The following is a 25,631-nucleotide window of genomic DNA, read 5'->3' on the forward strand; positions in this document are numbered from 1 at the left end:
GCGCACCCACGGTAAGCCCGGAACCCGGGCACGCGCCCGCGGGTCCGCCGGCGACGTCTCACCGGTAGAGTTCGAAAGGCGCTACGCGCAAAGCGGCCGGTGAGTGTCTATGAAACTCTGGGCGGTCCAGTCGAGCACGGCCGACTCATGAACAGAATCACGTTTTACGCCGATCTCCGTCACATTCTGACATATCCCGCCCCTCTTCTTGGGAAACACCCCCCAACTTTGGGCGAGTGTTGACCATCCGGCCTGGCTGAAACCGTCGACCGGAGCCGAGGCCACGCCTTCGGAAACACCCCACCTGCGGGCGAGCGGTCCGCTCCTTCCGGGCACCCGGGCAACCCTTCTGCTGCCGGAATCCCCGTAGCTGGAACACGGATGCCGCTGGCAGGGGTCCCTTCCCTTCCCCGCGCCCGACGCAAGCAGCCTTCCGGGCTCACCGGTACAATCACGACACGGGCCGCATCCACCGCGCCCGATACCCCTCTGGGGAGTAGCCTGCATCCGGATCTCCGGATGCCCTTCCGCCAACAGACCTGGCCTGAACCGGCCGTGGCGGAAGCGACCTGACGGTTGGCGAGACCATGGGCCATGCACGCGCTTCCCGCCGGGCGCGCGCATGGGCCTGTCGCGTCCCGATACCGGCCAGCCAGTCAGCCCCCCATGCCCTTCCTGTCGATCCTCTTCCTCGGTCTCGCCATGTCCACCGACGCCTTCGCCGCGGCGATCGGCAAGGGGGCGGCGATGTCGCGTCCACGCTGGCCGGATGCACTGCGCACCGGGCTGGTCTTCGGCAGCGTCGAGGCGATCACGCCGGTCATCGGCTGGCTGCTCGGTTCGGTGGCCTCGCGCGCGATCGAGGACTGGGACCACTGGATCGCATTCGCGCTGCTGGCCCTGCTCGGGCTGCACATGATCTTCAAGGCGCTGCGCCAGGGCGAGGAGGCCACCGAAGCCGCGCCCGGGAACGGGCTCTGGTCGATCGCGGTGGCGGGCCTGGCCACCAGCATCGACGCGTTGGCGGTCGGCGTGGGCCTGGCCTTCGTGGACGTGAACATCCTCCTGGTTGCCGCGGTGATCGGCCTGTGCACCTTCACCATGGTGACCGCGGGCGTGATGGCGGGCCGCGCACTGGGCCAGCTGATCGGAAAGCGCGCGGAGATCGCCGGCGGCGTGATCCTGATCCTCGTCGGCGCGCTGATCGTCTACGAGCACGTCTTCGCATGACCGCATCGCCGGAAACCGTGATGGATTCGAACCGCACGCATCGGACTTTCCCGTCCACGTGGTTCCGGAACGCGCTGCGACGAAAGACCCGGAAACGAAAACACCCGGCCGAAGCCGGGTGTCCCGCAGAACTGGTGGGCCGTGATGGATTCGAACCATCGACCAGCGGATTAAAAGTCCGATGCTCTACCGACTGAGCTAACGGCCCGAGGTCCCCCGGCCTTGCACCGGGGAAAGCCGGATGCGCATTCTATCGCATCGCCATCAGGCCACGTAGCGCGTCGGGTCGGCGATTCCGGCCGCGACGAAGCCATCGGCGCGGAGCCTGCAGGCGTCGCAATGGCCGCAGGCGCGTCCGTCGGCATCGGCGCGGTAGCACGAGACGGTCGCGGCGAAATCGACGCCCAGGCGCTGCCCTTCGCGCACGATGTCCGCCTTGCCCATGCGCAGCAGGGGCGCGTGCACGCGGATGCCCGCGCCTTCCACGCCGGCCCTGGTCGCGAGGTTGGCGAGGCGTTCGAATGCTTCGATGAACTCGGGGCGACAGTCGGGGTAGCCGGAATAGTCGACGGCGTTGACGCCGCAGAACAGGTCGTTCGCGCCCAGCACCTCGGCCCAGCCGAGCGCGAGCGACAGCATGATGCTGTTGCGCGCGGGCACGTAGGTCACGGGGATGCCGGGGCCGCCGGCCTCGGGCACGTCGATGTCGTCGGTGAGCGCGGAGCCGCCGAACGCGCGCAGGTCGACCTGCACGGTCTTGTGCTCGAGCGCGCCCAGCGTCCGCGAGACGCGGTCGGCGGCCTCCAGCTCGGAGGTGTGGCGCTGGCCGTAGCTCACGCTCAGCGCATGTACCGCAAAGCCCTGCTCGCGCGCGATCGCGAGGACGACAGCGGAATCCATGCCGCCGGAGACGAGGACGACTGCTTTTTTCATGGGATTCGTGATTCGTGATTCGTGATTCGTGATTGGTGATTCGTGATTCGTGATTGGTGATTCGGGAAAGCAACGACTCCTGCCTTTCCGAACCACCAATCACCAATCACCAATTACGGCTTCCCTAGCGCCCGGGCTCGTCGTTCCACAGCAGCTTGTGCAGCTGCATCTGGAACTTGACCGGCAGGCGGTCGGCGACGATCCAGTCGGCCAGGTCGGTCGGCGACAGCTCCGACTTGCTCGGCGAGAACAGCACGTCGCAGCGCGCGTGCAGCGCGCGCGCGTGCACCACCTCGCGCGCCCATTCGTAGTCGGCGCGGCTGCAGACGACGAACTTGACCTGGTCGTGCGGGGTCAGCAGCGGGATGTTCTCCCAGCGGTTGCGCGCGACCTCGCCGGAGGCCGGGGTCTTGACGTCGAGCACGCGCGAGACGCGCGCATCGACTCCTGCGATGTCGATCGCCCCGGAGGTTTCCAGCGAGACGACATGGCCGGCATCGCACAGGCGCGAGAGCAGGCCGAGGCAGCGCTTCTGCGCCAGCGGTTCGCCGCCGGTCACGCAGACGTGGCGCACGCCGTGCCTGGCCACTTCGGCGAGGATGCCGTCGATGCTCCACCATTCGCCACCGTGGAAGGCGTAGGTGGTGTCGCAGTAGCCGCAGCGCAGCGGGCAGCCGGTCAGGCGCACGAACACGGTCGGCCAGCCCGCGTCGCGGGCTTCGCCCTGCAGCGAGAGGAAGATTTCGGTGATCCTGAGCCGATCCGCCGTCGATGCGGCGGTCGCATCGGGCGCGACGGCGTGCACGTGGATGCCTAGCGCGTCACGCGCGCAAGCTGGATCGCATGCAGGCGATCCTCGGCGGTGCGCGCCGCGTCGGTGCCGGGGAACTGCGATGCGACCTTCGACAGGGTCGCCTCGGCGCCGTCGAGGTCGCGCAGGCCGTACTGCGACAGGCCGACCTTGAGCAGGGCGCCCGGGGTCTTGTCGTGGGTAGGGTAGCGCTCGATCAGCGCCTGGAACTGCTCGCGCGCGAGTTCGTAGTTCTGGGTGACGTAGTAGCTCTCGCCCAGCCAGTAGCGCGCGTTCGGCGCGTAGACGCCTTCGGGATGCGCCTGCAGGAAGCCTTGGAACAACTGCGCCGACTCCGCGTAGCGGCCGCCCTTGAGCGCGTCGAAGGCGGTTTCATAGGCGCCGCGCTCGTCGGCGCTGTTGGCCAGCAGGCCGGGATCACCATGGACCGACGGCTGCGTGTCGCGGGGCGCGGGCGTCGTCGCGGCAGGCGCCGTCGAGGACGTGGCCGGGACTTCTCCGATCGCCGGCGGCAGCGTGCCGCCGCCCTCGATCCGGTTCAGGCGGCCGTCGAGGTCGAGGTACTGGCTGCGGCTGGTCGACTTGAGCTGCTCGTTCTGCTGCTGCAGTTCCTCGATCTGCGAACGCAGCGCCTGCACTTCCGAACGCAGCTGGGTCAGCTGGTTGAGCAGGTCGACGTTGCCCTGGTTGTCCGCGGCGCGCTGTTCGAGCACGGCCACGCGATCGGCCAGACTGGCGCGCTGCGCCTGCGCCGGCACGGCGGCGAAGAGGCACGTGGCGACGGCGAGCGGCAGCAGGAACGGACGATACGGGCGCATCTTGATTCTTGGGTGGGTGGTGGGTGGCGGGTAGTTGGTGGCCGGACTGCGAACCACCAACTACCCACTCGCCTTGCCGCTTACTTCGCCGTGTAGACGATCTCGACGCGGCGGTTGCGGGCCCAGCAGTCCTCGCTGGACTCGGTGCAGGTCGGGCGCTCCTCGCCGTAGCTGACCACGGTCAACTGGGCGCCGGAACCACCGTTGGCCTGCAGGGCCGACGACACGGCATTGCCGCGGCGCTCACCCAGGCCGAGGTTGTACTCGCGGCTGCCGCGCTCGTCGGCGTTGCCTTCGAGCGTGATGCGGGACGACGGGCGGTCGCGCAGGTACTTGGCGTGGCAGGACATCGCGGCCTGGAACTCGGGACGCAGCGCGTCCTGGTCGAGGTCGAAGTACACCACGCGCTGGCGCAGGCAGGCGTCGGTGTCGAGGTCGGACGGGCCATACGCGCCCGGCGTGGTCGGACCGGGGTCGGTCACGCCACCGGTGGACGGGCCGGTCTCGGGCGGGGTTTCCTTGACCTTCTTCGAACAGGCGGCGGCAGCCACGCACATCAGCGCGATCAGCAGCACCTTGCCAACCACGGCGGTCTTGTTGGTATTCATCTCGTCGATCCTCGGGCGTTGAAACGGACGTTCAGGTTGATGGACTGGCTGTGCAGATCATGTCAGCGCTGGGAACGGTAAGGACCCCAGGCCGGTTCGCGCACGTCGCCGTCCGCGAGGACGAGGCGCTGACGGACGCGACCATCGGCCGAAACAGCATACAGGACGCCCCTGCGTCCTTCACGCGCCGCATACAGGATCATGCTGGCATTGGGGGCGAAGCTCGGCGATTCGTCCAGAGAACCGGGGGAAATCGTCGACCAGCGGGGCGAGCCCATGCTGCGGTCCATCACCGCGATCCGGTAGGTGTTGCCCGAGCCCTGGGCCACGGCGATCTTCTGGCCGTCCCAGGAAATGCTCGGGTCGGCGTTGTAGCTGCCCTCGAACGTGACCCGGGTGGCGCCGCCGCCCGAGGCCGGCGCCTGGTAGACCTGCGGGCGGCCGCCGCGGTCGGAGGTGAAGTAGAGGCTGTTGCCGTCCGGGCTCCATACCGGGGAGGTGTCGATGCCGAACTGGTTGGTGATCTGGGTCAGCGCCTTGCTGCCGAGGTTCATCACGTAGATCTCGGGATTGCCGCTGCGCGAGAGCGTCAGCGCCAGCCGGCTGCCGTCGGGCGAAAACGCCGGGCCGCTGTTGATGCCGCGGAAGCTGGAGACCAGTTCGCGGCCGCCGGTGGTGATGTCCTGGACGTAGATCGAGGAATTGCCACGCTCGAAGCTGACATAGGCCAGCTTGCGGCCGTCCGGGCTCCAGGCCGGGGACAGCAGCGGCTCGTTCGAGCGCACCACCGTCTGCGGGTTGTAGCCGTCGGCGTCGGCGACCATCAGCGCGTAGCGGCTGCCGGAACCGGTGCCGGTCGCGGTGACGTAGGCGATGCGGGTCCAGAAGGCGCCGCGCACGCCCAGGATCTTCTCGTAGATCGCGTCGGCCATCTGGTGGGCGACGTCGCGCATGGCGTTGGCGCGCGCGGTCATCGCCAGCCCGAGCAGGCGCTGCTGCTTGGCGACGTCGAACAGTTCGTACTCGACCCGGTAGCTGCCCTCGGCCGCATCGACCACGCGGCCAATGACGAGGAAGTCCTGGCGCAGCGCGCGCCATGCCGGGTAGTCGACCTCGGCGCCGGTGGTCGGGCGGCTGACCATGTCGCGCTCGGGCAGGGTGCGGAACTGGCCGGAGCGTTCGAGGTCGGCGCGCACCACCGATGCGACGTCGGTCTGCGGCGCAGCGGCGGAGCCCTGGTAGGGCATCGGTACGACCGCGATCGGCAGCGCCGAAGCGTTGCCGCCGATGATATCGATCTCCAGTCCCTGCTGCTGCGCGGCCGCGGCGAACGGCAGCAGCAGCGCGAGCACGGCGAGCATCCAGCGTTTGGCGAAAGTCATCGGAGGTTCCTGGAACGGGTTGGATTGGGGCGGCGACAGCTTGGCGTCGAATCGTCGCGGGAAGATGAACGGCGGCGGACTTGGCGGGCGCCGGGCACGAGTGAAGGTCAAGTCAACACCTCAACACCCGTCATCCCCGCGAAGGCGGGGATCCAGCGTCTTCGGGCCTCTGACGGGCTTGGCTCCCTGTCATTTCGACCGCAGGGAGAAATCCGGTCTCCGCTGCAGGTGAAAGGAGGATTTCTCCCTGCGGTCGAAATGACAGGTTTTTTTCGGGCTGCTCCCTCACCCCGGAGAAGAACCTTCTTAAAGACGCTGGGTCCCCGCCTTCGCGGGGATGACGGGGGATGCGAGGGATCGCGGTCCGGGATCCGGTTAGCGGTCCTGCGCGGTGAAGTTGAGGATCAGCGTCCGCTGGAACACCGATTCGAAGCCGGCGTACGGCAGCGGCTGCGCCTTGAGCACCGCCGCCTCGACCGAACGCCGGCCGAGTTCGTCGTAGGGACAGGAAGGATCGACCTCGGCCGACACCACCTCGCCGCCCGGGATCTGGCGGATGACGATCCGGCAACGCTGGCCGATCGGCACGGTTTCCGGCCGCGTCCAGTTGCGCAGGATCGCTTCCTGCAGCGCCGCGGCGTAGCGCGCCGCGAGTCCGGTATCGACGCCCTGGTTGCCCGGCGGCGGCGGCGCCGACGCGGCCGCCTGCTGCGATGCCTGCCGCGCCTCGCGGTCGGCGATCTGCTGCAGCCGCTCCTGCGCCCGGCGCTGCTCGCTCTCGAGCTTCTCGCGCTCGGCGCGGATCTTCTCGAGCTGCTGTTGCTGCAGCCGGCGCTTCTGCTCGGCCTCTTCCTGCTTCTTACGTTCGGTCAGGTCGATCTGCTCCTGCCGGCGCTTCTCCTCCTGCTCGCGCTCCACGCGCGCGCGCTCGGCCTCGGCGTCGCGGCGCACTTCCTCCTGGTCGACCGGGGCAGGTTCGGGCACGCGCTCCTGCGGCGTCGGCTGCTGTTCGACCGGCGCCTCCTGCGGCACCGGCTCGGGGATCGGCTGCGGCGGTGGCGCGACGTCCTCCACCACGGGTTCGGGCAGCGGCGGCACGATCGGCTCGGGCAAGGGCTCGGGTTCGATCGCCAGCGCGCGCTCGACCGCACGCTGGTCGCTGCTGGACACGTCCAGCACCGCTTCCATCGACGGCGCGCCGGCCACGCTGATGCGGTCCGGGTCCCAGCTCAGCAGCGGCGACAGCAGCAGGATCGCCACCACCAGCAGGTGCACGCCGACGGCCCAGGCCAGCGCGCGGCCCAGGCCTTCGTCCTGCGGCGCGGCAGGACGCTGGAAGGCTTCAGCGTGCATTGCTCCCCGAATCCGTCAGGAGGCTGACGTTGCTGACGTTCGCGGCGCGCAGGACGTCCATCGCGTCGAGCACGTTCTGGTAGGGCGCGTCGCCCTGCGCGGCGACCATCACGCGGAAATCGTTGCCCTGCTGCGCGCGGATCGGCGCCAGCAGCGTTTCCATCTGCGCGGTGTCGATCACGCGCGGCCGCTCGTCGCCGGGCAGCTTCAGCCCCAGCCGCCCATCCGGATAGGCGATGACGATCACCGGGTCCTGGCGATCCTGGGTGGCGCGCGCCTGCGACGAGGGCAGCTTGACGTCCACGCTCAGCGTCAGCAGCGGCGCGGTCACCATGAAGATGATCAGCAGCACCAGCATCACGTCGATGTAGGGCACGACGTTGATCTCGGACTTCAGCTTGCGCCGCTTGCGGTGGATGATGCCTCCGGCCATCGGAATCCCCCGCCTACTCGACCGAGCTCTGGCGCTGCAGGATGGTGCTGAACTCCTCGGAGAAGCTTTCGAAGCGCACCGACAGCCGCTCGACGCGGGTGGTGAAGCGGTTGTACGCCCATACCGCCGGGATCGCGACGAACAGGCCGATGGCGGTGGCGAACAGCGCTTCGGAAATGCCCGGCGCGACCGCGGCGATGCCGGTCTGCTCGCCGCTGTTGAGCATGTCGTGCATCGTGACCATGATGCCGAACACGGTGCCGACCAGGCCCACGTAGGGCGCGGTGGAGCCGATGTTGGCCAGCAGTTCGAGGTTGCGTTCGAGCTGGTCGACCTCGCGCGTGTAGCTCACCCGCATCGCGCGTTGCGCGCCTTCGAGCTGCGCGCGGCCGTCGAAGCCGCGCTTGTCGCGCAGCCGGGCGTATTCGCGGAAGCCCGCCTCGAAGATCGCCTCCAGTCCGCTGACGCGACGGTTGCGGTCGGTCGCGGCCGAATACAGCTTGCCCAGGTCGGCGCCGGACCAGAACCGGTTCTCGAACTCGTCGGCCTCGCGGTTGGCGAGCTTGAAGATCCGCGCCTTGCGGAAAATGATCACCCAGCTGATCAGCGACCCGGCCAGCAGCAGCAGCACGATCAGCTGCACGGGCAGGCTGGCCTTGAGCATCAGGTCGATGTAGTTGATGCCCTCGTGGGCGGTCGCGGCGGCGGCGTTGGCCGTGTCCGCCAGCGTCGTCGTGGTCGCGGCGGCCTCTTCCGGCAGCGGCTCGATTTCGGTGGCCTGCAGCAGCATCGCGAGGGGGATCATTCGTCTTCGGCTCCGGGTTCGACGAGTCGGGTCAGGTCCTGGTACAGCACATCGGGGATCGCGCGCGGGCGGAACGTGGACGCCGCCAGCGCCGCGCACCGCACCTGCGCGTCGAGCAGCAGCTCACCGTCGCGCAGGACCTCCTGGGCGAGGACGAAGCTGGCCCGACGGCACTGGCGCAGCGCGACGGTGACCTGCAGCGCGTCGTCCAGCCGCGCGGGCCTGCGGAAATCGATCCGCATGTCCCGCACCACGAACACCAGGTCGTGCTCCGTGCGCAGCACCTCCTGCCCGTGCCCCAGCGCACGCATCCATTCGGTGCGCGCGCGCTCAAGGAACGCCAGGTACTGCGCGTGGTAGACCACGCCACCGGCATCGGTATCTTCCCAGTAGACCCTTGTCGGGATGCTGAACGCAGGGGATTGGGGATTCGGGAGACGGGATTCGATGGTCAAGAGCCCCGCCTCCGGGCCACTGCGACACAAAACGAGGTTCGGGAAGGCATCAGAACAGCTCCTCCGAATCCCCAATCCCCAATCCCGAATCCCGCTTGGGCGCCAGCCCAAGATGCCGCCACGCCTTCACCGTCGCCATGCGCCCGCGCGCGGTGCGCACCAGGAAACCCTGCTGGATCAGGTAGGGCTCGATCACGTCCTCGAGCGTGCCGCGCTCCTCGCTCAGCGCTGCGGCCAGCGAGTCCACGCCGACCGGGCCGCCGTCGAAGTTCTCGATGATCAGGTTGAGCAGGCGGCGGTCGAGGTCGTCGAAGCCCTCCGGGTCGACCTTGAGCATCTTCATGGCGGCGTCGGCGACCTCGCGGTCGATGCGGCCGCCGGCGCGCACCTGGGCGTAGTCGCGCACCCGGCGCAGCAGGCGGTTGGCGATGCGCGGGGTGCCGCGCGCGCGGCGCGCGATCTCGATCGCGCCCTCGTCGGCGCAGTCGATGTCGAGGATGCGCGCGGCGCGGCGCACGATGCGGCCCAGCTCCTCGGCGCTGTAGAACTCCAGCCGCTGCACGATGCCGAAACGGTCGCGCAGCGGCGCGGTCAGCAGGCCGGCGCGGGTGGTGGCGCCGATCAGGGTGAACGGCGGCAGGTCGATCTTGATCGAGCGCGCGGCCGGGCCCTCGCCGATCATGATGTCGAGCTGGAAATCCTCCATCGCCGGGTACAGCACCTCCTCGACCACGGGCGAGAGGCGGTGGATCTCGTCGATGAACAGCACGTCGTGCGGCTGCAGGTTGGTCAGCAGCGCGGCGAGGTCGCCGGCCTTCTCGATCACCGGGCCGGAGGTCGTCCGCAGGTTCACGCCGAGCTCGTTGGCGATGACGTGGCTGAGCGTGGTCTTGCCCAGGCCCGGCGGGCCGAAGATCAGGACGTGGTCGAGCGCCTCGGAGCGGTGTTTCGCGGCCTCGATGTAGATCGACATCTGCTCGCGCACGGGCTGCTGGCCGAGGTATTCGTCGAGCCGCTTCGGGCGGATGCTGGCCTCGATGGCGTCGTCCTCGCGGGTGGCGCCGGCGGCGATGATGCGGTGTTCTTCCATCGCGCTATGGTCGCATGGCGGTTGGGTGGGTGCATCGGCTGGCAGGCCCCCACCCCGGGCCTCCCCCCGCCGAAGAACCTCTGAACAACTCGTCATCCCGGCGAAAGCCGGAATCCATTTCTCCGACAAGTTGCTGAAAAAGCTGGATCCCGGCTTTCGCCGGGATGACGATCTCATTACTTGTCAAACCTGCCCTATTCGCCAGCCGCGCCCGCCGGCAACGCCTGCACCCCCTGCGGCACCCCGTCCATGTTCGGCAGCCGGTGCGCGATGCCCTTGTGGCAGTCGATGCAGGTGGCCTGCCCGGTGCCGAGGTAGGTGCGGTGGACCAGCGCGGCGCGGCCGCCCTGGCGGGTGATGTCCATCGAGTCGTAGTCGTGGCAATTGCGGCACTCCAGCGAATCGTTGGCCTTGAGCCGCGTCCACTCGTGCGTGGCCAGCACCAGGCGCTCGTCGAGGAACTTCTCGCGGGTGTTGATGGTGCCGAAGATCTTGCCCCAGACCTCCTTGGAGGCCTGCATCTTGCGCGCGATCTTGTCGGTCCAGTCGTGCGGCACGTGGCAGTCCGGGCAGGTGGCACGCACGCCGGAGCGGTTGCTGTAGTGGATCGTGGTCTTGAGCTCCTCGAACACGTTGTCGCGCATCTCGTGGCAGCTGGTGCAGAAGGTCTCGGTATTGGTCGCCTCCAGCGCGGTGTTGAAGCCGCCCCAGAACACGATGCCGGCGATGAACCCGCCCAGGGTCAGGAAGCCCAGGCTCAGCGTCTTCGCCGGCGTGTTGAACTGCCGCCAGAACGTGCCCAGCACGTCGACCGCCCGGCGCACCGGCTTCACTGCGCGCGCTCCGAGCGCAGCACCTCGTCGATGTCCCGGAAGCCGTTGGCCACCAGCGGCTGCGCATCGGTCTGCACCACGTGGCACTGCACGCAGAAGTAGCGCCGCGGCGAGACTTCGGCCAGGAACTGGTCGTCGCGGTCCATGTAATGGGTGACGCTGATCTCCGGCGCCTGGAACTGCGCGGCGTTGCTGCGCGCGTGGCAGAGCATGCAGCGGTTGGAGTTCAGGTCGACCTGGTAGCCGTCGATGCTGTGCGGGATGGTCGGCGGCTGCATCGGGTAGGCGCGGCCGCGGCGGCGGTCGAAGTTCTCCGCCGTGGCCATCGGCAGCGGCGTGATCTCGGTGGTGATCGGCACGTTGCGGCGCAGGTTGTCGATGTCCTGCGCCGGATTGCCGCGTGCGCCGACCTCCGGCGCCGGCGCGACCACCTGCGGCGGCGGCTCGCCCCCGCCGCAGGCCGACAGCACCAAGATCAGCGCGATGGCGAAGCTCTCGAGGATCCGGCGCATGTCAGGCTCCCACCGCGACGACCCTGGCCGCGCATTTCTTGAAGTCGGTCTGCTTGGAGATCGGATCGGTCGCGTCGAGCGTGACCTTGTTGATCAGCTGCGCGGCGTCGAACCAGGGCACGAAGATCACGCCGCGCGGCATCCGGTTGCGCCCGCGCGTCTCCACCCGCGTGCGCATCGCGCCACGCCGCGAGGCCACCGACACCTCGTCGCCGCGCTTGAGCCCGCGCGCGCGCGCATCGTCGGGATGCATGAACACCACCGCCGACGGGAAGCTGCGGTACAGCTCGGGCACGCGCATGGTCATCGAGCCCGAATGCCAGTGTTCAAGCACGCGGCCGGTGACCAGCCACAGGTCGTATTCCTCGTCCGGCGATTCGGCCGGCGGCTCGTAGGGCAGCGCCCAGATCACCGCCCTGCCGTCGGGGTTGCCGTAGAACTCGAAGCCCTTGCCGGGCTTGACGTAGGGATCGCTGCCCTCACGGTAGCGCCAGCGCGTCTCCTTGCCGTCCACCACCGGCCAGCGCAGGCCGCGCTCCTGGTGATAGCGGTCGAAGGGCGCGAGGTCGTGGGCGTGGCCGCGGCCGAACTCGGCGTATTCCTCGAACAGCCCCTTCTGCACGTAGAAGCCGAAGGCCTCCGCCTCGCGATTGGCGTAGCCTTCCTCGATCTCGTCCACGCCGAAGGCGTCGACCTTGCCGTTGCGGTAGAGCACCTCGAACAGGGTCTTGCCCTTGAACTCCGGGTGTTCGGCGAGGATCTCCGCCGGCCAGCATTCGTCGGTGGTGAAGCGCTTGGAGAACTCCATCAGCTGCCACAGGTCCGAGCGCGCCTCGCCCGGCGCATCCACCAGCTGGTGCCAGAAATGGGTGCGGCGCTCAGCGTTGCCGTAGGCGCCCTCCTTCTCCACCCACATCGCCGAGGGCAGGATCAGGTCGGCGGCCTGGCAGGTGACGGTGGGATAGGCGTCGGAGACGACGATGAAGTTGTCGGGGTTGCGGTAGCCCGGATAGCCCTCCTCCAGGAGGTTCGCGCCCGCCTGCATGTTGTTGTTGACCTGCACCCAGTAGGCGTTGAGCTTGCCGTCCTTGAGCGCGCGGTTCTGCTCGACCGCGTGGTAGCCGATCTTGTCCTTGATGATCCCGTGCGGGATCTTCCAGATCTCCTCGGCGTGGTGACGGTGCTCGGGATTGGTCACCACCATGTCCGCCGGCAGGCGATGGCTGAAGGTGCCGACCTCGCGCGCGGTGCCGCAGGCGGATGGCTGCCCGGTCAGCGAGAACGGGCTGTTGCCCGGCGTGGCGATCTTCCCGGTCAGCAGGTGGATGTTGTAGACCATGTTGTTGGCCCAGGTGCCGCGCGTGTGCTGGTTGAAGCCCATCGTCCAGAACGACATCACCTTGACCTTGGGGTCGGCGTACAGCTCGGCCAGCTTCTGCAGCCAGCCGCGCTCGACCCCCGTCATCTCCACCGCCTTGTCCAGCGTGTACGGCGCGACGAAGCGCGCGAACTCGTCGAAGTCGATCGGCGTGCCGCCGTTGGCGTCGTCGGCGTTCTTCGCGGCCACCTGCAGCGGGTGCTCGGGGCGCAGGCCGTAGCCGATGTCGTCGTTGCCGCGCTTGAACGTCGTGTACCTGTCGACGAAGTCGCGGTTGACCTTGCCCGACCTGATGATGTGGTTGGCGATGTAGTTCAGGATCACCAGGTCCGTCTGCGGCTTGAACACCATCGGGATGTCGGCCAGGTCGAAGCTGCGGTGCTCGAAGGTCGACAGCACCGCAACCCTGACGTGCGGATTCGACAGCCGGCGGTCGGTGACCCGGGTCCACAGGATCGGGTGCATCTCGGCCATGTTCGAGCCCCAGAGCACGAAGGCATCGGCGGCCTCGATGTCGTCGTAGCAGCCCATCGGCTCGTCCATGCCGAAGGTGCGCATGAAGCCGGTGACCGCGGACGCCATGCAGTGCCGCGCGTTGGGGTCGATGTGGTTGCTGCGGAAGCCGGCCTTCATCAGCTTGTTGGCCGCATACCCTTCCCACACCGTCCACTGGCCGGAGCCGAACATGCCGATGCCGTCGCCGCCCTTGGCCTTGAGCACCGCGCGAAACTTCTCCGCCATCACGTCGAAGGCCTCGTCCCAGCTCACCGGGGTGAAGTCGCCGTCCTTCGCGTAGACGCCGTCCTTCTTGCGCAGCAGCGGCGTGGTCAGGCGGTCGGCGCCGTACATCACCTTCGACAGGAAGTAGCCCTTGACGCAGTTCAGGCCGCGGTTGACCTCGGCATGCACGTCGCCGTGGGTGGCGACCACGCGGCCGCTGCGCACCGCGACGTTGATGCCGCAGCCGGTGCCGCAGTAGCGGCAGGGCGCCTTGCTCCACTTCAGGCCCTTGTCGCCCTCCATCACCACGTCCGCGACCTGCGCGGGCAGCGGCAGTCCCGCGGCGATGGCGGCGCTGGCGATGGCGCTGTTGCGGATGAATTCGCGGCGGCTGGTGCTCATCGCGGCAGCTCCTGTGTTCCGTTTTCCGGTTCGTCGCCGGGCCGCGCCTGCGGCTCGACATGGTGGTAGACGAGGTTGACCGAGAGCACGCCCGGCACCGCCTGCAGCAGGTCGATGCTCGCCATCAGGCCGGCGGTGCCGTCGCTTTCCTGCAGCAGCACGCTGCGGGTGTCGTCCTGCATCGCGAGTTCGAGGCCGTCGGCCCCGCCGATCGCGGCGGCGAGCGCGGACAGCGCTTCGCGCCGGTGGCGCACCACCAGGCTGGCGACGTGCCATTCGCGTGCGGCATCAGGCATGGGCCGCCTCCCCCCGCGGCGCCGGCGCAGGCGCGATGGCGCCGACAGGAGACGCAGGCACGCGGGCGCCGCAGCCGGCGCAGGCAACCTCGAATCGGGATTCGTCCGGCGCCCGGCGCGGACGCAGCTTCGACGCTGCCCGCAGGCGACCGTGCCACGGAGTTCCGCGGCTTCGATCAGCATGAACTGTCGCCGGGGCGGGCATGGTGCGACGCCTCAGCCGCCCGGCGGCCCGGGCGGTCCGGCGAACATCTGCCAGATCCAGACGGCGAATCCGTAGCCGCCGACAATCATCACCGACAGCAGCGGGAACAGGACCACGGTAATGAAAAGGAACAGCAGCAGTTCCCGACGTCTGCTTGGCTGGCCCACCCTTGTCTCCAAGGCATTGCTCCCGCGAGGGAATCCGGCTTGCTGCGGCCTAGCCTACGCCAGCGCGGTGACAAGTCCAAGCGGGGCCTTAGCTTTTCGCGTAGGCCCCGCGCCTATTGTGTGGTGCATGCCGCCTGTCCAGCGCACCGGTCCCGAGAGCGCTTCCCGCCGGTCACGATGGCTCGATCGAGGGTTTTCCGCGATCTTCGGTCACGCCTGAAGGCGCTCCTACGGGAGATCCGCGTTCGTAGGAGCGCCTTCAGGCGCGACCCGGACCGGCTCAGGCCTGCGACCGGCCCCCCCCGCCGCCAGTTCGAACGAATGGCGGCGCGCATCATGATCGAAGATGTTGGCGGTCAGCATCAGCTCATCCGGACGATGCCGCGCGACGAACGCCGCGATGCCCTCGCGCACGTCGTCCGCATCGCCGATCACGGCGCAGGCCAGCGACTGCTCCACCATCGCCTTCTCCTGCGGCGTCCAGAACGCCTCGATGTCGTCGATCGGCGGCGGGATCAGTCCCGGCGCGCCGCGGCGCAGGCGCACGAAGCTCTGCTGCTGGGTGGTGAACAGCCGCTGCGCCTCGGCCCGCGTGTCCGCTGCAACGACATTGAGCGCCAGCATCGCGTGCGGTGCGCGCAGGCGCTTCGACGGCTTGAAGTCGCGGTGGTACAGCGCCAGCGCCTCGGTCATCGCCGCCGGCGCGAAGTGCGAGGCGAACGCGTACGGCAGTCCCAGCGCCGCGGCCAGCTGCGCGCCGAACAGGCTGGAGCCGAGGATCCAGACCGGCACGTCGATCCCCGCCCCCGGCACTGCCTGCACCGGCTGCCCGGGCTGCGCCGGTTCGAAATAGCGCAGCAGTTCCATGACGTCCGAAGGGAAGGCGTCGGCGCCGGCGTAGTAGCGGCGCAGCGCCTGCACCGTCGGCTGGTCGGTCCCCGGCGCCCGGCCGAGGCCAAGGTCGATGCGGCCCGGATGCAGCGAGGCCAGCGTGCCGAACTGTTCGGCCACCTGCAGTGGTGCGTGGTTGGGCAGCATCACCCCGCCCGCGCCGACGCGGATGGTCGAGGTGCCGCCGGCGATGTGCCCGATCAGCACCGCGGTCGCCGCGCTGGCGATGCCCGGCATGTTGTGGTGCTCGGCCAGCCAGTAGCGCGTGTAGCCGAGCGCCTCGGCATGGCGTGCGAGGTCGAGCGAGTTCGCGAAGGCCTGCGCCGGCGTGCTGCCTTCGCAGACGGGGGCGAGGTCGAGGAGGGAATACGGGATCATCGGGGCGGCGGAAGATGGCATTCGCGCGACATGGGGACGAGACGGGACGATTCCATGTGGTCGGCGTGGCCCTCAGCGTTCCGGCCTTGGCCCCAACCAGGCCCTGCAGGAGCGGTTGCGGGATTCAGATCTCGACCTGCGCCCCGAGTTCGACCAGCCGGTTGCCCGGGATCCGGAAGAACTGGTTCGCCGGGGCGGCGTTGCGATGCATCAGCGCGAACAGCTTGTCGCGCCACACCGGCATGCCGCGCTTGGCGCTGGCGACGATGGTCTCGCGGCTGACGAAGTAGGTCGTTTCCATCGGGTCGAAGCTGAGGTCGCCCTGGTCGCAGGAGCGCATCAGCGCCAGCGGCACGTCCGGGGTTTCCATGAAGCCGAAACGCACGATCACGCGATGGAAATCGTCGCCGATCGACTCGATCTTCAGCCGCTTGTCCGCCGCCGCGTACGGCACGCTCAGGGTTTCCGCGGTCAGGAACACGTTGCGCTCGTGCAGCACCTTGTTGTGCTTGAGGTTGTGCATCAGCGCGTGCGGCACCACGCCCTTGTCGCTGGTCAGGAACACCGCCGTGCCCGGCACCCGCACCGGCGGCGCCAGCATCAGGCCGGGGATGAACGCGTCCAGGCGGATGCCTTCCTTCTGCACCTCCTCGTGCAGGATCTGGCGGCCGCGCCGCCAGGTGCGCAGCAGGACGAACAGCACGATCCCCAGCACCACAGGGAACCATGCGCCCTGCAGCACCTTGGCGCCGTTGGCGACGAGGAACGCCACGTCGATCACCAGGAACAGCCCGCACAGCGGCAGCACCCAGCGCCGCCAGTTCGGCCACAGCGCGCGCGCGACGACCGCCAGCAGCAGGGTGTCGATCAGCATCGTCGCCGACACCGAGATGCCGTAGGCCGCGGCCAGCGCCGACGAGGTGCGGAAGCTCAGCACCAGTCCGATGACGATGACCATCATCGTCCAGTTGATCCCGGGGATGTAGATCTGGCCGATGGTGTCGCGCGAGGTGTGCCGGATGCGCATCCGCGGGATGTAGCCCAGCTGCATCGCCTGGCGCGCGATCGAATAGCCACCGGTGATCACCGCCTGCGAGGCGATCACGGTCGCCATCGTCGCCAGCACGATCATCGGCCAGCGCGCCCAGTCCGGCACGCCGACGTAGAACGGGTTGCGGATCGCGGCCGGGTCTTCCAGCACCAGCGCGCCCTGGCCGAGGTAGTTGAGCATCAGCGACGGCAGCACGAAGAAGTACCAGGCGTAGCGGATCGGCCTGGCGCCGAAATGGCCCATGTCGGTGTAGATCGCCTCGCCGCCGGTGACCGCCAGCACCACCGCGCCGAGGATGAAGATGCCGCCCCAGCTGTGCTCGACGAAGAACCGTGCCGCCCACCACGGGTTGATGGCGTGCAGCACCTCGGGCTCGTGCAGGATGTTCATCACCCCCAGCACCGCGAGCGTGATGAACCACAGCACCGTGATCGGCCCGAACACCTTGCCGACCTTCGCCGTGCCGAAGCGCTGGGTGGCGAACAGCGCGACCAGCACCAGCACCGTGATCGGCACGATCCAGTGGTGCAGGCCCGGCGCCACGACCTCCAGGCCCTCGACCGCCGACAGCACCGAGATCGCCGGCGTGATCACGCCGTCGCCGAAGAACAGCGCCGCACCGAGGATGCCGAGGATGCCGACCCCGTACGCGGTGCGCGAATCCTTCGGGAAGCAGCGCTGGGCCAGCGCCATCAGCGCCATGATGCCGCCCTCGCCGTCGTTGTCGGCGCGCATGATGATGGTCACGTACTTGAGCGTGACCACGATCGTCAGCGACCAGAAGATCATCGACAGCACGCCGAGCACGGTGTCGTGGTTGGCGACCAGCCCGTAGTGCGGCGAGAACGCCTGGCGGATGGTGTACAGCGGGCTGGTGCCGATGTCGCCGAAGACGACGCCGATGGCGCCGACGACGAGCCCGAACAGGCCGATCCTGCCGTGGCCGTGCGGATGGGCGCCGTGTCCCGTGGCGGGCTTGCCTGCAGCTTGCGACATGTCGAGGGTCGGCCGGCGACAGTGGGGGCTGTCAGCGAAGCGCGGACTGTAGCGCTTTTCGGATGATGGTTTCAGCGCGGTCGCCGTCGGCCGCGGCGGCCCTGGCCATCTTCTGCGCCTCGGCCGGCTTGTAGCCGAGCTGCTGCAGGGCGACCGTCGCCTCGGACAGCGGGTCGGCCGGCGCCTGGCCCGCACCGGCCACCGCCGCACCGCCCGTGAAGTCCGCGGCGCGGTCGCGCAGTTCCACCACGATGCGCTCGGCGGTCTTCTTGCCGATGCCGGGGATCCGGGTCAGCGCCGCGACGTCGCCGGACTGCACCAGCAGCGCGAACTGGCCGACCGAGGCGCCCGAGAGCACCGCCAGCGCGATCTTCGCGCCAATGCCGCTGACCTTCTGCACGTCGCGGAACAGGCGGCGCTCGGCCTCGGTGAGGAAGCCGTACAGCGAGACGCTGTCCTCCTTCTGCGCGTAGTGGGTGAACAGGGCCACCTCGCGGCCGACGTCCGGCAGGTCGTAGAAGGTGCTCATCGGCGCCTCGAGCTCGTAGCCGACGCCGTGGACGTCGACGACCAGCCAGGGGGGCTGCTTGTGGATGAGGAGGCCTTTCAAACGTCCGATCATTCGCTATCTCCCCCGTCCTTTTTCCTTCCGTCATTCCTGCGAAAGCAGGAATCCCTTTTCCTTTCCGGGCGCGCGATCGCGACGGGAAGAAAAATCAAAATGGATTCCTGCTTTCGCAGGAATGACGGGATTGGGCGATTCATTTCCGGCTCCAGGCCTGCTGCGTGCTGACGCCCAACCGCCGCGCCGTCGCGCGCACGTGCGCATGGGTGATGGCGATCGCCAGCGCGTCGGCGGCGTCGGCCTGCAGCTTGCCGTGCAGGTTGAGCATGATCCCGACCATGTGCTGGATCTGCGCCTTCTCGGCGCCGCCGCGGCCGACCAGGGCCAGCTTCACTTCCTTCGCCGCGTACTCGTGCACCGGCAGGTCGCGCAGCACCACCGCGCTGATCGCGGCGCCGCGCGCCTGCCCGAGCTTGAGCGCCGAATCCGGGTTGCGCGCCAGGAACACGCGCTCGATCGCCACTTCCTGCGGCCGCCACTGCTCGATCACTTCCGACAGGCCCAGCAGCAGCCGCTTGAGCCGCACGGAGAAATCGCCATCGCCCAGCAGCACCAGCGCGGTATTGAACACGTGCGTCGCCCGCCCCGCGTCGTCGACGTCGATGATGCCGATGCCGGTGTGCCGGGAGCCGGGATCGATGCCGAGGATGCGGGTCATTGGCCGGGACCGCGGACCGGGGACCGGGGACCGGGAAAAGCCGGGACAGGCGCACGGGGAAGACCAGGCCTTTCCGGGTCCCCGGTCCCCGGTCCGCGGTCCCGGCCGTCAGGCATATGCATCCGCGCCCAGCTCGGCATTCGAGTAGACGTTCTGCACGTCGTCCATGTCCTCCAGCCAGCGCAGCAGCTTCACCACCTGCTGCGCGGTGTCGCCGTCGACCGCGATGTCGTTGTCGGCGCGCAGGGTCACCTCGGCCAGTTCCGGCGCGAAGCCGGCGGCTTCCATCGCCTGCTTCACTTCGGCGAACGACTCGGGCGAGGTCAGCACGTCGATCGCGCCGTCCTCGGGGTAGACGATGACGTCGTCGGCGCCGCCCTCGATCGCGGCGTCGGTGATCTTCTCTTCGTCCGCGCCCGGGCCGTAGGACAGCACCCCCAGCTTCCTGAACATGAAGGCCACCGAGCCTTCGGTGCCGAGGTTGCCGCCGAACTTGCCGAAGGCGTGGCGCACGTCGGCCACGGTGCGCACGCGGTTGTCGGTCAGGCAGTCGACGATCACCGCGACGCCGCCGGGCGCATAGCCCTCGTAGCGGATCTCCTCGTACTCGACGCCTTCCAGCTCGCCGGTGGCCTTCTTGATCGCGCGCTCGATCACGTCCTTGGTCATGTTGACCGCCAGGCCCTTGTCGATCGCCGCGCGCAGGCGCGGGTTGCCGCCGGGGTCGCCGCCGCCGGCGCGGGCGGCGACGCCGATCTCGCGGATGATCTTGGTGAAGATCTTGCCGCGCTGCGCGTCGACGGCGTTCTTGCGTGCTTCGATGGAAGGACCGCGTCCCATGGATTGGCCAGTTGCGTACGGGAAAGCGCGAATTATACGGTCGGGCGCGGCGGCGGATGCTCGAAGTGGCCGTCGCGCAGGAACGCCGCCGCCTGCCGCGCCGCCTCGGGCGAGAGCACCAGCCCGCTGTGGCTCGAGGCCACCAGGCAGTGGTCGCACAGGCCGGGCAGCCGGGTTTCCTCGAGGCCCACGGTGCCGTCCGAGGCCGCGTCCACCGCGGCCAGCAGCCGCCCCACCCCGCGCGGCACGTTGCCGGCCACCATCCCGACCTGCGCCGATCCGTCCCACTGCTCGAAGCCGCGCAGCAGCAGCCCGGCGCTGCGGCCCAGCACCGGCGCCGACCAGCGATGCGCGCCGAGCACGCGCGCCGTGCCGCTGCCGCGCAGCGGCGAACCGAGGCAGACCACGCGCCGCACCGCCAGGTCGGGCGCGCGCCGCAGCGCTTCCAACGCCATCAGGCCACCGAGGCTGTGGCCGACGATATCGACCTCCGGTCCGCGCCGCAGCCGCTCGATCAGCGCCGGCAGCGCGCGCTCCGGCCCGCCGACCACGCTGGGATAGCCCCAGATTTCGGGCGCGAAGCCTTCCGCGCGCAGGCGCGCGGCCAGCGGCGCCAGCCACAGCTTCGCGTTCCAGATGCCGTGCAGGAGCAGGACCGGGCGGGCGTCCGGCGGCGATGGCATCGATGTGTTCCGCGGGGAAGGCATGCGCCGATTTGGCCGTGTCGCGACTGCGATGCGCAAGTCCGGCGCGTCATTCGCCGCGGCATTCCCGTCGACGTGGCGTACCGCTACGCCGCCGGTCGACGCAGGATGAACTCGAGGTCGCGCGTTTCGCCGACCGGGAACAGGTATTCGCCGACGCGCTCGAACCCGTGGCGCGCGTAGAAGCGCTGCGCGCCGTGGTTCTCCGACCACACGCCGATCCACAGCGTGCGCGGGCCGCCCTGCAGCAGCCAGTCCATCGCCGCCGCCATCATCCGCGCGCCGTGGCCACCGCCCTGCTCGCCGCGCACGAGGTACAGGCGCTTGAGTTCGCCGTCGCCCGGCGCGACGTCCGGGTGCGGCAGGCCGCAGGGGCCGGCCGCGGCGTGGCCGATCGCGACACTCCCGCGCTCCAGCAGCCAGACCGCGTAGTCCGGATGCGACAGGATGACGCGCTGCTTCTCCACCGCGTAGGCGTCGCGCAGGAAGGCGGCGAGGTCCTGCGGCGGGTACAGATGTCCGAAGGTTTCGGTGAAGGTGCGGGCGGCGAGGGTCGAGAGGGTGTCGGCGTCTTTGATGGTCGCGCGGCGGATGGTTGGCGTCATTCGGTGGCCCCCACCCCAGCCCTCCCCCGCAGGCGGGGGAGGGAGTCAGAAGCCACTGCTTTTAGCCCCCTCCCCCGCCTGCGGGGGAGGGTTGGGGTGGGGGCAAGCCGACACACGCCTGAACCGCCCTACTCGCTCGCCCGCACTTGCACGTGCACTTCCGCCAACTGCGCATCCGGGATCGGCGACGGCGCGCCGGTCATCAGGCACTGCGCGCCGGTGGTCTTCGGGAAGGCGATCACGTCGCGGATCGAATCGGTGCCCGCCATCAGCGCCGCGATGCGGTCGATGCCGAAGGCGATGCCGCCGTGCGGCGGTGCGCCGTACTTCAGCGCGTCGAGCAGGAAGCCGAACTTCAGTTCGGCCTCGTCCTTGCCGATGCCCAGCAGGTCGAACACCGCGCTCTGCATCGAGGAGCGATGGATGCGGATCGAACCGCCGCCGATCTCGTTGCCGTTGAGCACCATGTCGTAGCCGCGCGAGACCGCGGTGGCCGCGTTCGCGCGCAGGTCGGCCTCGTCGTCGACCGCCGGCGCGGTGAACGGGTGGTGCAGGGCGACGAAGCGCTGCGCCTCCTCGTCCCACTCGAACATCGGGAAGTCGGTAACCCACAGCGGCCGCCAGCCGGCTTCCACCAGGTTGAAGTCCTTGCCCGCCTTCAGCCGCACCGCGCCCATGAAGTCGCTGACGGTCGAATACCTGCCGGCGCCGAAGAACACGAGGTCGCCGTTGCCGGCGCCGACGTGGGCCAGCAGCGCCGAGAACGCGGCTTCGTCGAAGAACTTCTGGATCGGCGAGGCGATTTCGCCGGTTTCCGAGATCTTGACGTACGCGAGTCCCTTCGCGCCGTACTTGGCCGCGTGCGCGCCGTACTCGTCGATCTGCTTGCGCGACAGCGACGCGCCGCCGGGAATGCGCAGCGCGGCCACGCGGTTGCCCTCGGCGTTCGCGGCATCGGCGAACACCTTGAAGCCGCTGTCCTTCACCAGTTCGGCCACGTCCACCAGCTCCAGCGCGATGCGCAGGTCCGGCTTGTCCGAGCCGTAGCGGCGCATCGCTTCCGCATACGTCATGCGCGGGAATTCGGCGGCCAGCTCGACGCCGACGACCTCGCGGAACACGTCGCGCACCATCGCCTCGACCGTGTCCTGCACGTCGCGCTCGGACACCCATGCGAACTCCATGTCGAGCTGGGTGAACTCCAGCTGGCGGTCGGCGCGCAGCGCCTCGTCGCGGAAGCAGCGCGCGATCTGGTAGTAGCGGTCGAAGCCCGCCATCATCAGGATCTGCTTGAACAGCTGCGGGCTCTGCGGCAGCGCGTAGAACTCGCCCGGGTGCATGCGCGCCGGCACCAGGAAGTCGCGCGCGCCCTCGGGCGTGGCCTTGGTCAGGATCGGCGTCTCGATGTCCTGGAAGCCGCGCGCGTCGAGCCAGTGGCGCAGCGCGCTCACCAGCTTCGTGCGCGTGCGCATGCGCCGCTGCATCTCCGGGTGGCGCAGGTCGAGGTAGCGGTACCTGAGCCGCGTGTCCTCGCCGGGGTTCTCGTGGTGGTGGAACGGCAGCGGCTCGGCCTTGTTCAGCACTTCGATGGACTCGGCCACCACTTCCACCTGGCCGGTACGGATCTTCGCGTTGACCGACTGCCGGCGACGCACGGTGCCGGTGATGCGCAGGCAGTCCTCGTAGCCCACCTTCTCCGCCGCGGCCACGACCCCGGCGTTGCCGGCGGCCTCCGAAGGCTCGGCGACCACCTGGACGATGCCCTCGTGGTCGCGCAGGTCGATGAAGCAAACCCCGCCGAGGTTGCGGGCGACGTCGGCCCAGCCGCACAGGGTCACGGTCTGCCCGATCAACGTCTCGTCGATCAGGCCGCAGAAATGGGTACGCATGGAACGGGGACTCCGGGGAAGCGGGCCGGCGGGCCGGCAAACGTGCAAGTTTAAGGCGCTTGGGGGCGGGTGCGGAGGGGATGGAGGCGGGACTGGCGGGGACGGCCCCCACCCCAACCCTCCCCCGCCTGCGGGCAAGGATTGGGGTGGGGGCCAGCAACCCCGGCGTTTCAGGGACGTCGACGCCACATTCAGCAAGATGACAGCACTGTGTCAGCCTGGCCCGATCCAGCCCGTCCGGGCATCGCGCCCGTTCCCGCCATCCGAGACCCGCGCCGCATGCCGACGATCCTGTTGCTGTCGCTGATCCTGCTGGCCTACCTGCTGGTGGCCTCCGAGAAACTGGCCTGGGCCAAGGCCGCGCTGCTGTCGCTGCTGCTGCTGGCGCTCAGCGCCTGGTGGCTGGTGGACCGCCTCAGCGGCAACGGCATCGACGCGGCCACGCTGTACCACCTGCAGGCCGGCATGCCGGGCGCGGGGATCGGCGACTTCAGCGGCTACATCGCGCAGTTCACCGGCCTGGCGCTGCTGTCGCTGCTGCCGCTGGCGCTGGTGCCGGTCCTGCGCGGGCGCCTGCGGGGCTTCCGCGGGCGCCACCCCGCGCCGGCGGTCAGCGCCACCTTCGCCGCCGCCTTCGTGGCCGCGATCCTCGCCAGTCCGCTCTACGCCGACGCCAAGCGCCTGCACCGGCAACTGGCCCCGGCCGACGCCGAGGGCGTGGCCGCCGAATACCGGCCCCCGGCGGGTGAACTGGTGCGGCGCCGGAACATCGTCTGGATCTACGCCGAGAGCCTGGAGCGCACCTATCTCGACGAAACCGTCTTCCCCGGGCTGATGCCCAACATCGCGCGGCTCGCACGGGAAGGGATCGACTTCCGCGACATCGGCTCGACCGAGGGCGCCAGCTGGACGATCGCCGGACTGGTCGCCTCGCAGTGCGGCGTGCCGCTCACCACCGCGCGCGGCGACGAGAACAGCCTGGGCCGGATGCGCGAATTCCTGCCCGGCGCCCATTGCCTCGGCGACTACCTGCAGGCGCAGGGCTACCGCAACGTGTTCCTGGGCGGCGCCGATGCCGGATTCGCCGCCAAGGGCCGCTTCCTGGAGCGCCACGGCTTCGACGAGGTCCGCGACTTCGCCCACTACCGCGGCGCGGGCATCGCCGCGCGGCACTTCTCCAACTGGGGCCTGCACGACGACGTTCTGCTCGACGACGCCTTCGACACCTTCATGACGCTCTCCGCGGCCGGCGCGCCGTTCATGCTCAACGCGCTGACGATGGACACCCACCACCCGGCCGGGCACCTGCCGGTCGCCTGCCGCGACACGCGCTACGACAGCGCGCTCGGCGACATCGGCCTGCTGCACGCGCTCAAGTGCACCGACGTGCTGGTCTCGCGGCTGGTCGATCGCATCCGCAGCAGCCCCTACGCCGACGACACCCTGATCGTGCTCGCCTCTGACCACCTGGCGATGCCCAACCACCTCAGCCACGTGCTCGAAGGCATGCGCCGGGAGAACCTGCTGCTGTTCCTCGCCCCCGGCCTCGAACCGCGGCAGCTGACCGTCCCCGGCTCCACGCTCGACTCGGGCGCGACCCTGCTGTCGCTGCTCGACCCGGCCCAGGTCGCACTCGGCTTCGGCCGCTCGCTGCTGGCCCCGGAGGCCGCGGCCAGCGCCACCCGCGCAGCGCTGCATGACGACGGCGCCGGCTTCGCGCCCTACCTCGCCTACGCCCGCAACCTGTGGACCGGCGGCGACGTGCGCACCCTGCGCATCGACGGCGACCAGCTCAGGATCGGCCTGCAGCACGTCAAGCCGCCGGTGATGATCGAATACGACGAGGAGTGGGGGCTGGGCTCGATCACGATGGAGGACGCCCCGCGCCAGTTCGGCATCGACGATCCGGCCAACGTGCGCGCCTACGTTGACCGCTGCCCCGCCTTCGACGAGGACGACCTGCGCGGCGAATGGTGCGCGCTGCTGGTCGATGGTCGCGGCAACATGAAGCTGTTCGCCGACGCCGACCTGCAGCAGGGCGTGCGCGTGGACACCCCGCTCGACGCCGCGACCGGCCCGCGGCCGCGGCCGCGGCGCGCGATCACGCTCAACGAATCGGGCACCCTGGTCGCCGGCCAGTACCAGCTGCGGCTGCGCCCGCGCGCCCTGCCCAGCCACGGGTTCTGGCTGGAGGCGGTGTCGTCGGACGGGCGCGTGGTGCATGCGCGCCAGTGGATCCGCCCCGGGGACAGCATGCAGGGGCGGTCGATCCGCCTGCCGGTGGGTCTGGACGCAGAAGTCGACGACCTGCAGATCCGCGCCTGGCTGGACTGGGCCGAATACATGGAGCTCGACAGCGTGGCGATGGTGCGCACGCGGGTGCCGTCGCGGTCCTGAGGCGGGAACGGCCGGTCTTTCGTTGACGGGGGCTTGTCCGCATCTGCCGGCGCTCGGGCGGTAAGCGCCCGCGAAAAACCGGAAACCTGTCATTCCGAGCGCAGCGAGGAATCTGCTTTCGCCGTTGTTCGCCTCGGCCGGAAGCAGATTCCTCGCTGCGCTCGGA

At 69.3% G+C, this 25,631-nt stretch carries 25 protein-coding genes and 1 tRNA gene; 2 read left to right on the forward strand and 24 right to left on the reverse strand.

Annotated features, from left to right (window positions below; translation table 11 throughout):
- The first annotated feature begins 666 nt into the window (after positions 1-666).
- Positions 667-1,230: a manganese efflux pump MntP gene (locus FQY83_RS10240; RefSeq protein ID WP_146387655.1), complete on the forward strand. Its 564-nt coding sequence runs from the start codon at positions 667-669 to the stop codon at positions 1,228-1,230.
- A gap of 132 nt (positions 1,231-1,362) precedes the next feature.
- Here FQY83_RS10240 and FQY83_RS10245 read toward each other — a convergent pair.
- The 24 genes from FQY83_RS10245 to aspS form a co-directional block, all read right to left on the reverse strand.
- Positions 1,363-1,438 (reverse strand) — tRNA-Lys (locus FQY83_RS10245).
- A 56-nt stretch (positions 1,439-1,494) separates the two neighbouring features.
- On the reverse strand, positions 1,495-2,163 hold the full coding sequence (gene queC, locus FQY83_RS10250; protein ID WP_146387657.1) for a 7-cyano-7-deazaguanine synthase QueC: 669 nt from the start codon (positions 2,161-2,163) through the stop codon (positions 1,495-1,497).
- Between the two features lie 124 nt (positions 2,164-2,287).
- Positions 2,288-2,968, reverse strand: coding sequence for a 7-carboxy-7-deazaguanine synthase QueE (gene queE, locus FQY83_RS10255; RefSeq protein ID WP_146387659.1), 681 nt, complete (start codon positions 2,966-2,968; stop codon positions 2,288-2,290).
- An 8-nt stretch (positions 2,969-2,976) separates the two neighbouring features.
- Positions 2,977-3,792 (reverse strand): tol-pal system protein YbgF, encoded by an 816-nt coding sequence (ybgF, locus tag FQY83_RS10260; RefSeq protein WP_146387661.1) that lies wholly within the window; start codon positions 3,790-3,792, stop codon positions 2,977-2,979.
- 80 nt (positions 3,793-3,872) lie between these two features.
- On the reverse strand, positions 3,873-4,400 hold the full coding sequence (gene pal, locus FQY83_RS10265; RefSeq protein WP_146387663.1) for a peptidoglycan-associated lipoprotein Pal: 528 nt from the start codon (positions 4,398-4,400) through the stop codon (positions 3,873-3,875).
- Between the two features lie 62 nt (positions 4,401-4,462).
- Positions 4,463-5,782 carry a Tol-Pal system beta propeller repeat protein TolB gene (tolB, locus tag FQY83_RS10270; RefSeq protein ID WP_146387665.1) on the reverse strand — a complete coding sequence of 440 codons (1,320 nt, stop codon included), beginning with the start codon at positions 5,780-5,782 and terminating at the stop codon, positions 4,463-4,465.
- Between the two features lie 375 nt (positions 5,783-6,157).
- A complete protein-coding gene (tolA, locus tag FQY83_RS10275) occupies positions 6,158-7,135 on the reverse strand; it encodes a cell envelope integrity protein TolA (protein ID WP_146387667.1) in 978 nt (325 codons plus the stop codon).
- Positions 7,125-7,568 carry an ExbD/TolR family protein gene (locus FQY83_RS10280; RefSeq protein WP_146387669.1) on the reverse strand — a complete coding sequence of 148 codons (444 nt, stop codon included), beginning with the start codon at positions 7,566-7,568 and terminating at the stop codon, positions 7,125-7,127. The genes tolA and FQY83_RS10280 overlap by 11 nt, the downstream gene beginning before the upstream one ends.
- Before the next feature lie 13 nt (positions 7,569-7,581).
- Positions 7,582-8,373, reverse strand: coding sequence for a protein TolQ (tolQ, locus tag FQY83_RS10285; protein ID WP_146387671.1), 792 nt, complete (start codon positions 8,371-8,373; stop codon positions 7,582-7,584).
- A complete protein-coding gene (gene ybgC, locus FQY83_RS10290; protein WP_146387673.1) occupies positions 8,370-8,828 on the reverse strand; it encodes a tol-pal system-associated acyl-CoA thioesterase in 459 nt (152 codons plus the stop codon). The genes tolQ and ybgC overlap by 4 nt, the downstream gene beginning before the upstream one ends.
- A gap of 49 nt (positions 8,829-8,877) precedes the next feature.
- The gene (ruvB, locus tag FQY83_RS10295; RefSeq protein WP_146387675.1) at positions 8,878-9,918 is read right to left on the reverse strand and encodes a Holliday junction branch migration DNA helicase RuvB; all 1,041 of its coding nucleotides are present in this window, start codon (positions 9,916-9,918) and stop codon (positions 8,878-8,880) included.
- A gap of 194 nt (positions 9,919-10,112) precedes the next feature.
- Positions 10,113-10,751, reverse strand: coding sequence for a cytochrome c3 family protein (locus FQY83_RS10300; protein WP_272952456.1), 639 nt, complete (start codon positions 10,749-10,751; stop codon positions 10,113-10,115).
- Positions 10,748-11,263 carry a nitrate reductase cytochrome c-type subunit gene (locus tag FQY83_RS10305; RefSeq protein WP_146387677.1) on the reverse strand — a complete coding sequence of 172 codons (516 nt, stop codon included), beginning with the start codon at positions 11,261-11,263 and terminating at the stop codon, positions 10,748-10,750. Before FQY83_RS10305 ends, FQY83_RS10300 begins: the two co-directional genes overlap by 4 nt.
- Before the next feature lies 1 nt (position 11,264).
- On the reverse strand, positions 11,265-13,763 hold the full coding sequence (gene napA / locus FQY83_RS10310; protein ID WP_146387679.1) for a periplasmic nitrate reductase subunit alpha: 2,499 nt from the start codon (positions 13,761-13,763) through the stop codon (positions 11,265-11,267).
- Entirely contained in the window at positions 13,760-14,059 is a 300-nt protein-coding gene (locus FQY83_RS10315) for a chaperone NapD (protein ID WP_146387681.1), read from the reverse strand. Before FQY83_RS10315 ends, napA begins: the two co-directional genes overlap by 4 nt.
- Before the next feature lie 216 nt (positions 14,060-14,275).
- Entirely contained in the window at positions 14,276-14,431 is a 156-nt protein-coding gene (napE, locus tag FQY83_RS10320) for a periplasmic nitrate reductase, NapE protein (protein ID WP_238333461.1), read from the reverse strand.
- A 228-nt stretch (positions 14,432-14,659) separates the two neighbouring features.
- Positions 14,660-15,700 carry an LLM class flavin-dependent oxidoreductase gene (locus FQY83_RS10325; protein ID WP_146388126.1) on the reverse strand — a complete coding sequence of 347 codons (1,041 nt, stop codon included), beginning with the start codon at positions 15,698-15,700 and terminating at the stop codon, positions 14,660-14,662.
- Between the two features lie 124 nt (positions 15,701-15,824).
- Positions 15,825-17,747 (reverse strand): potassium transporter Kup, encoded by a 1,923-nt coding sequence (locus FQY83_RS10330; RefSeq protein WP_146387686.1) that lies wholly within the window; start codon positions 17,745-17,747, stop codon positions 15,825-15,827.
- Positions 17,748-17,778: 31 nt separating this feature from the next.
- Positions 17,779-18,369 (reverse strand): Holliday junction branch migration protein RuvA, encoded by a 591-nt coding sequence (gene ruvA / locus FQY83_RS10335; RefSeq protein WP_146387688.1) that lies wholly within the window; start codon positions 18,367-18,369, stop codon positions 17,779-17,781.
- 139 nt (positions 18,370-18,508) lie between these two features.
- Positions 18,509-19,030, reverse strand: a complete 522-nt coding sequence (gene ruvC / locus FQY83_RS10340) for a crossover junction endodeoxyribonuclease RuvC (RefSeq protein WP_146387690.1) — start codon at positions 19,028-19,030, stop codon at positions 18,509-18,511.
- A 108-nt stretch (positions 19,031-19,138) separates the two neighbouring features.
- Positions 19,139-19,870 carry a YebC/PmpR family DNA-binding transcriptional regulator gene (locus FQY83_RS10345; RefSeq protein WP_146387692.1) on the reverse strand — a complete coding sequence of 244 codons (732 nt, stop codon included), beginning with the start codon at positions 19,868-19,870 and terminating at the stop codon, positions 19,139-19,141.
- A 32-nt stretch (positions 19,871-19,902) separates the two neighbouring features.
- Entirely contained in the window at positions 19,903-20,553 is a 651-nt protein-coding gene (locus tag FQY83_RS10350) for a lipase family alpha/beta hydrolase (RefSeq protein WP_158636481.1), read from the reverse strand.
- A gap of 107 nt (positions 20,554-20,660) precedes the next feature.
- The gene (locus FQY83_RS10355; RefSeq protein WP_146387696.1) at positions 20,661-21,179 is read right to left on the reverse strand and encodes a GNAT family N-acetyltransferase; all 519 of its coding nucleotides are present in this window, start codon (positions 21,177-21,179) and stop codon (positions 20,661-20,663) included.
- A 128-nt stretch (positions 21,180-21,307) separates the two neighbouring features.
- The gene (gene aspS, locus FQY83_RS10360; protein WP_146387698.1) at positions 21,308-23,068 is read right to left on the reverse strand and encodes an aspartate--tRNA ligase; all 1,761 of its coding nucleotides are present in this window, start codon (positions 23,066-23,068) and stop codon (positions 21,308-21,310) included.
- 279 nt (positions 23,069-23,347) lie between these two features.
- Between aspS and FQY83_RS10365 the strand changes: the two genes are divergently transcribed.
- A complete protein-coding gene (locus FQY83_RS10365) occupies positions 23,348-25,465 on the forward strand; it encodes a phosphoglycerol transferase I (RefSeq protein ID WP_146387700.1) in 2,118 nt (705 codons plus the stop codon).
- Positions 25,466-25,631 lie beyond the last annotated feature (166 nt).

The organism is Luteimonas marina (assembly GCF_007859325.1).
Classification (GTDB): Bacteria; Pseudomonadota; Gammaproteobacteria; order Xanthomonadales; family Xanthomonadaceae; genus Luteimonas; species Luteimonas marina.

Excerpts from the sequence above, each read along its gene's own strand:
- FQY83_RS10240 (WP_146387655.1), top strand. The coding sequence starts at position 667 with ATGCCCTTCCTGTCGATCCTCTTCCTCGGTCTCGCCATGTCCACCGAC.
- queC (WP_146387657.1), bottom strand. The coding sequence starts at position 2,163 with ATGAAAAAAGCAGTCGTCCTCGTCTCCGGCGGCATGGATTCCGCTGTC.
- ybgF (WP_146387661.1), bottom strand. The coding sequence starts at position 3,792 with ATGCGCCCGTATCGTCCGTTCCTGCTGCCGCTCGCCGTCGCCACGTGC.
- pal (WP_146387663.1), bottom strand. The coding sequence starts at position 4,400 with ATGAATACCAACAAGACCGCCGTGGTTGGCAAGGTGCTGCTGATCGCG.
- tolB (WP_146387665.1), bottom strand. The coding sequence starts at position 5,782 with ATGACTTTCGCCAAACGCTGGATGCTCGCCGTGCTCGCGCTGCTGCTG.
- tolA (WP_146387667.1), bottom strand. The coding sequence starts at position 7,135 with ATGCACGCTGAAGCCTTCCAGCGTCCTGCCGCGCCGCAGGACGAAGGC.
- FQY83_RS10280 (WP_146387669.1), bottom strand. The coding sequence starts at position 7,568 with ATGGCCGGAGGCATCATCCACCGCAAGCGGCGCAAGCTGAAGTCCGAG.
- tolQ (WP_146387671.1), bottom strand. The coding sequence starts at position 8,373 with ATGATCCCCCTCGCGATGCTGCTGCAGGCCACCGAAATCGAGCCGCTG.
- ruvB (WP_146387675.1), bottom strand. The coding sequence starts at position 9,918 with ATGGAAGAACACCGCATCATCGCCGCCGGCGCCACCCGCGAGGACGAC.
- FQY83_RS10305 (WP_146387677.1), bottom strand. The coding sequence starts at position 11,263 with ATGCGCCGGATCCTCGAGAGCTTCGCCATCGCGCTGATCTTGGTGCTG.
- napA (WP_146387679.1), bottom strand. The coding sequence starts at position 13,763 with ATGAGCACCAGCCGCCGCGAATTCATCCGCAACAGCGCCATCGCCAGC.
- FQY83_RS10315 (WP_146387681.1), bottom strand. The coding sequence starts at position 14,059 with ATGCCTGATGCCGCACGCGAATGGCACGTCGCCAGCCTGGTGGTGCGC.
- FQY83_RS10325 (WP_146388126.1), bottom strand. The coding sequence starts at position 15,700 with ATGATCCCGTATTCCCTCCTCGACCTCGCCCCCGTCTGCGAAGGCAGC.
- FQY83_RS10330 (WP_146387686.1), bottom strand. The coding sequence starts at position 17,747 with ATGTCGCAAGCTGCAGGCAAGCCCGCCACGGGACACGGCGCCCATCCG.
- ruvA (WP_146387688.1), bottom strand. The coding sequence starts at position 18,369 with ATGATCGGACGTTTGAAAGGCCTCCTCATCCACAAGCAGCCCCCCTGG.
- ruvC (WP_146387690.1), bottom strand. The coding sequence starts at position 19,030 with ATGACCCGCATCCTCGGCATCGATCCCGGCTCCCGGCACACCGGCATC.
- FQY83_RS10345 (WP_146387692.1), bottom strand. The coding sequence starts at position 19,870 with ATGGGACGCGGTCCTTCCATCGAAGCACGCAAGAACGCCGTCGACGCG.
- FQY83_RS10350 (WP_158636481.1), bottom strand. The coding sequence starts at position 20,553 with ATGCCATCGCCGCCGGACGCCCGCCCGGTCCTGCTCCTGCACGGCATC.
- FQY83_RS10355 (WP_146387696.1), bottom strand. The coding sequence starts at position 21,179 with ATGACGCCAACCATCCGCCGCGCGACCATCAAAGACGCCGACACCCTC.
- aspS (WP_146387698.1), bottom strand. The coding sequence starts at position 23,068 with ATGCGTACCCATTTCTGCGGCCTGATCGACGAGACGTTGATCGGGCAG.
- FQY83_RS10365 (WP_146387700.1), top strand. The coding sequence starts at position 23,348 with ATGCCGACGATCCTGTTGCTGTCGCTGATCCTGCTGGCCTACCTGCTG.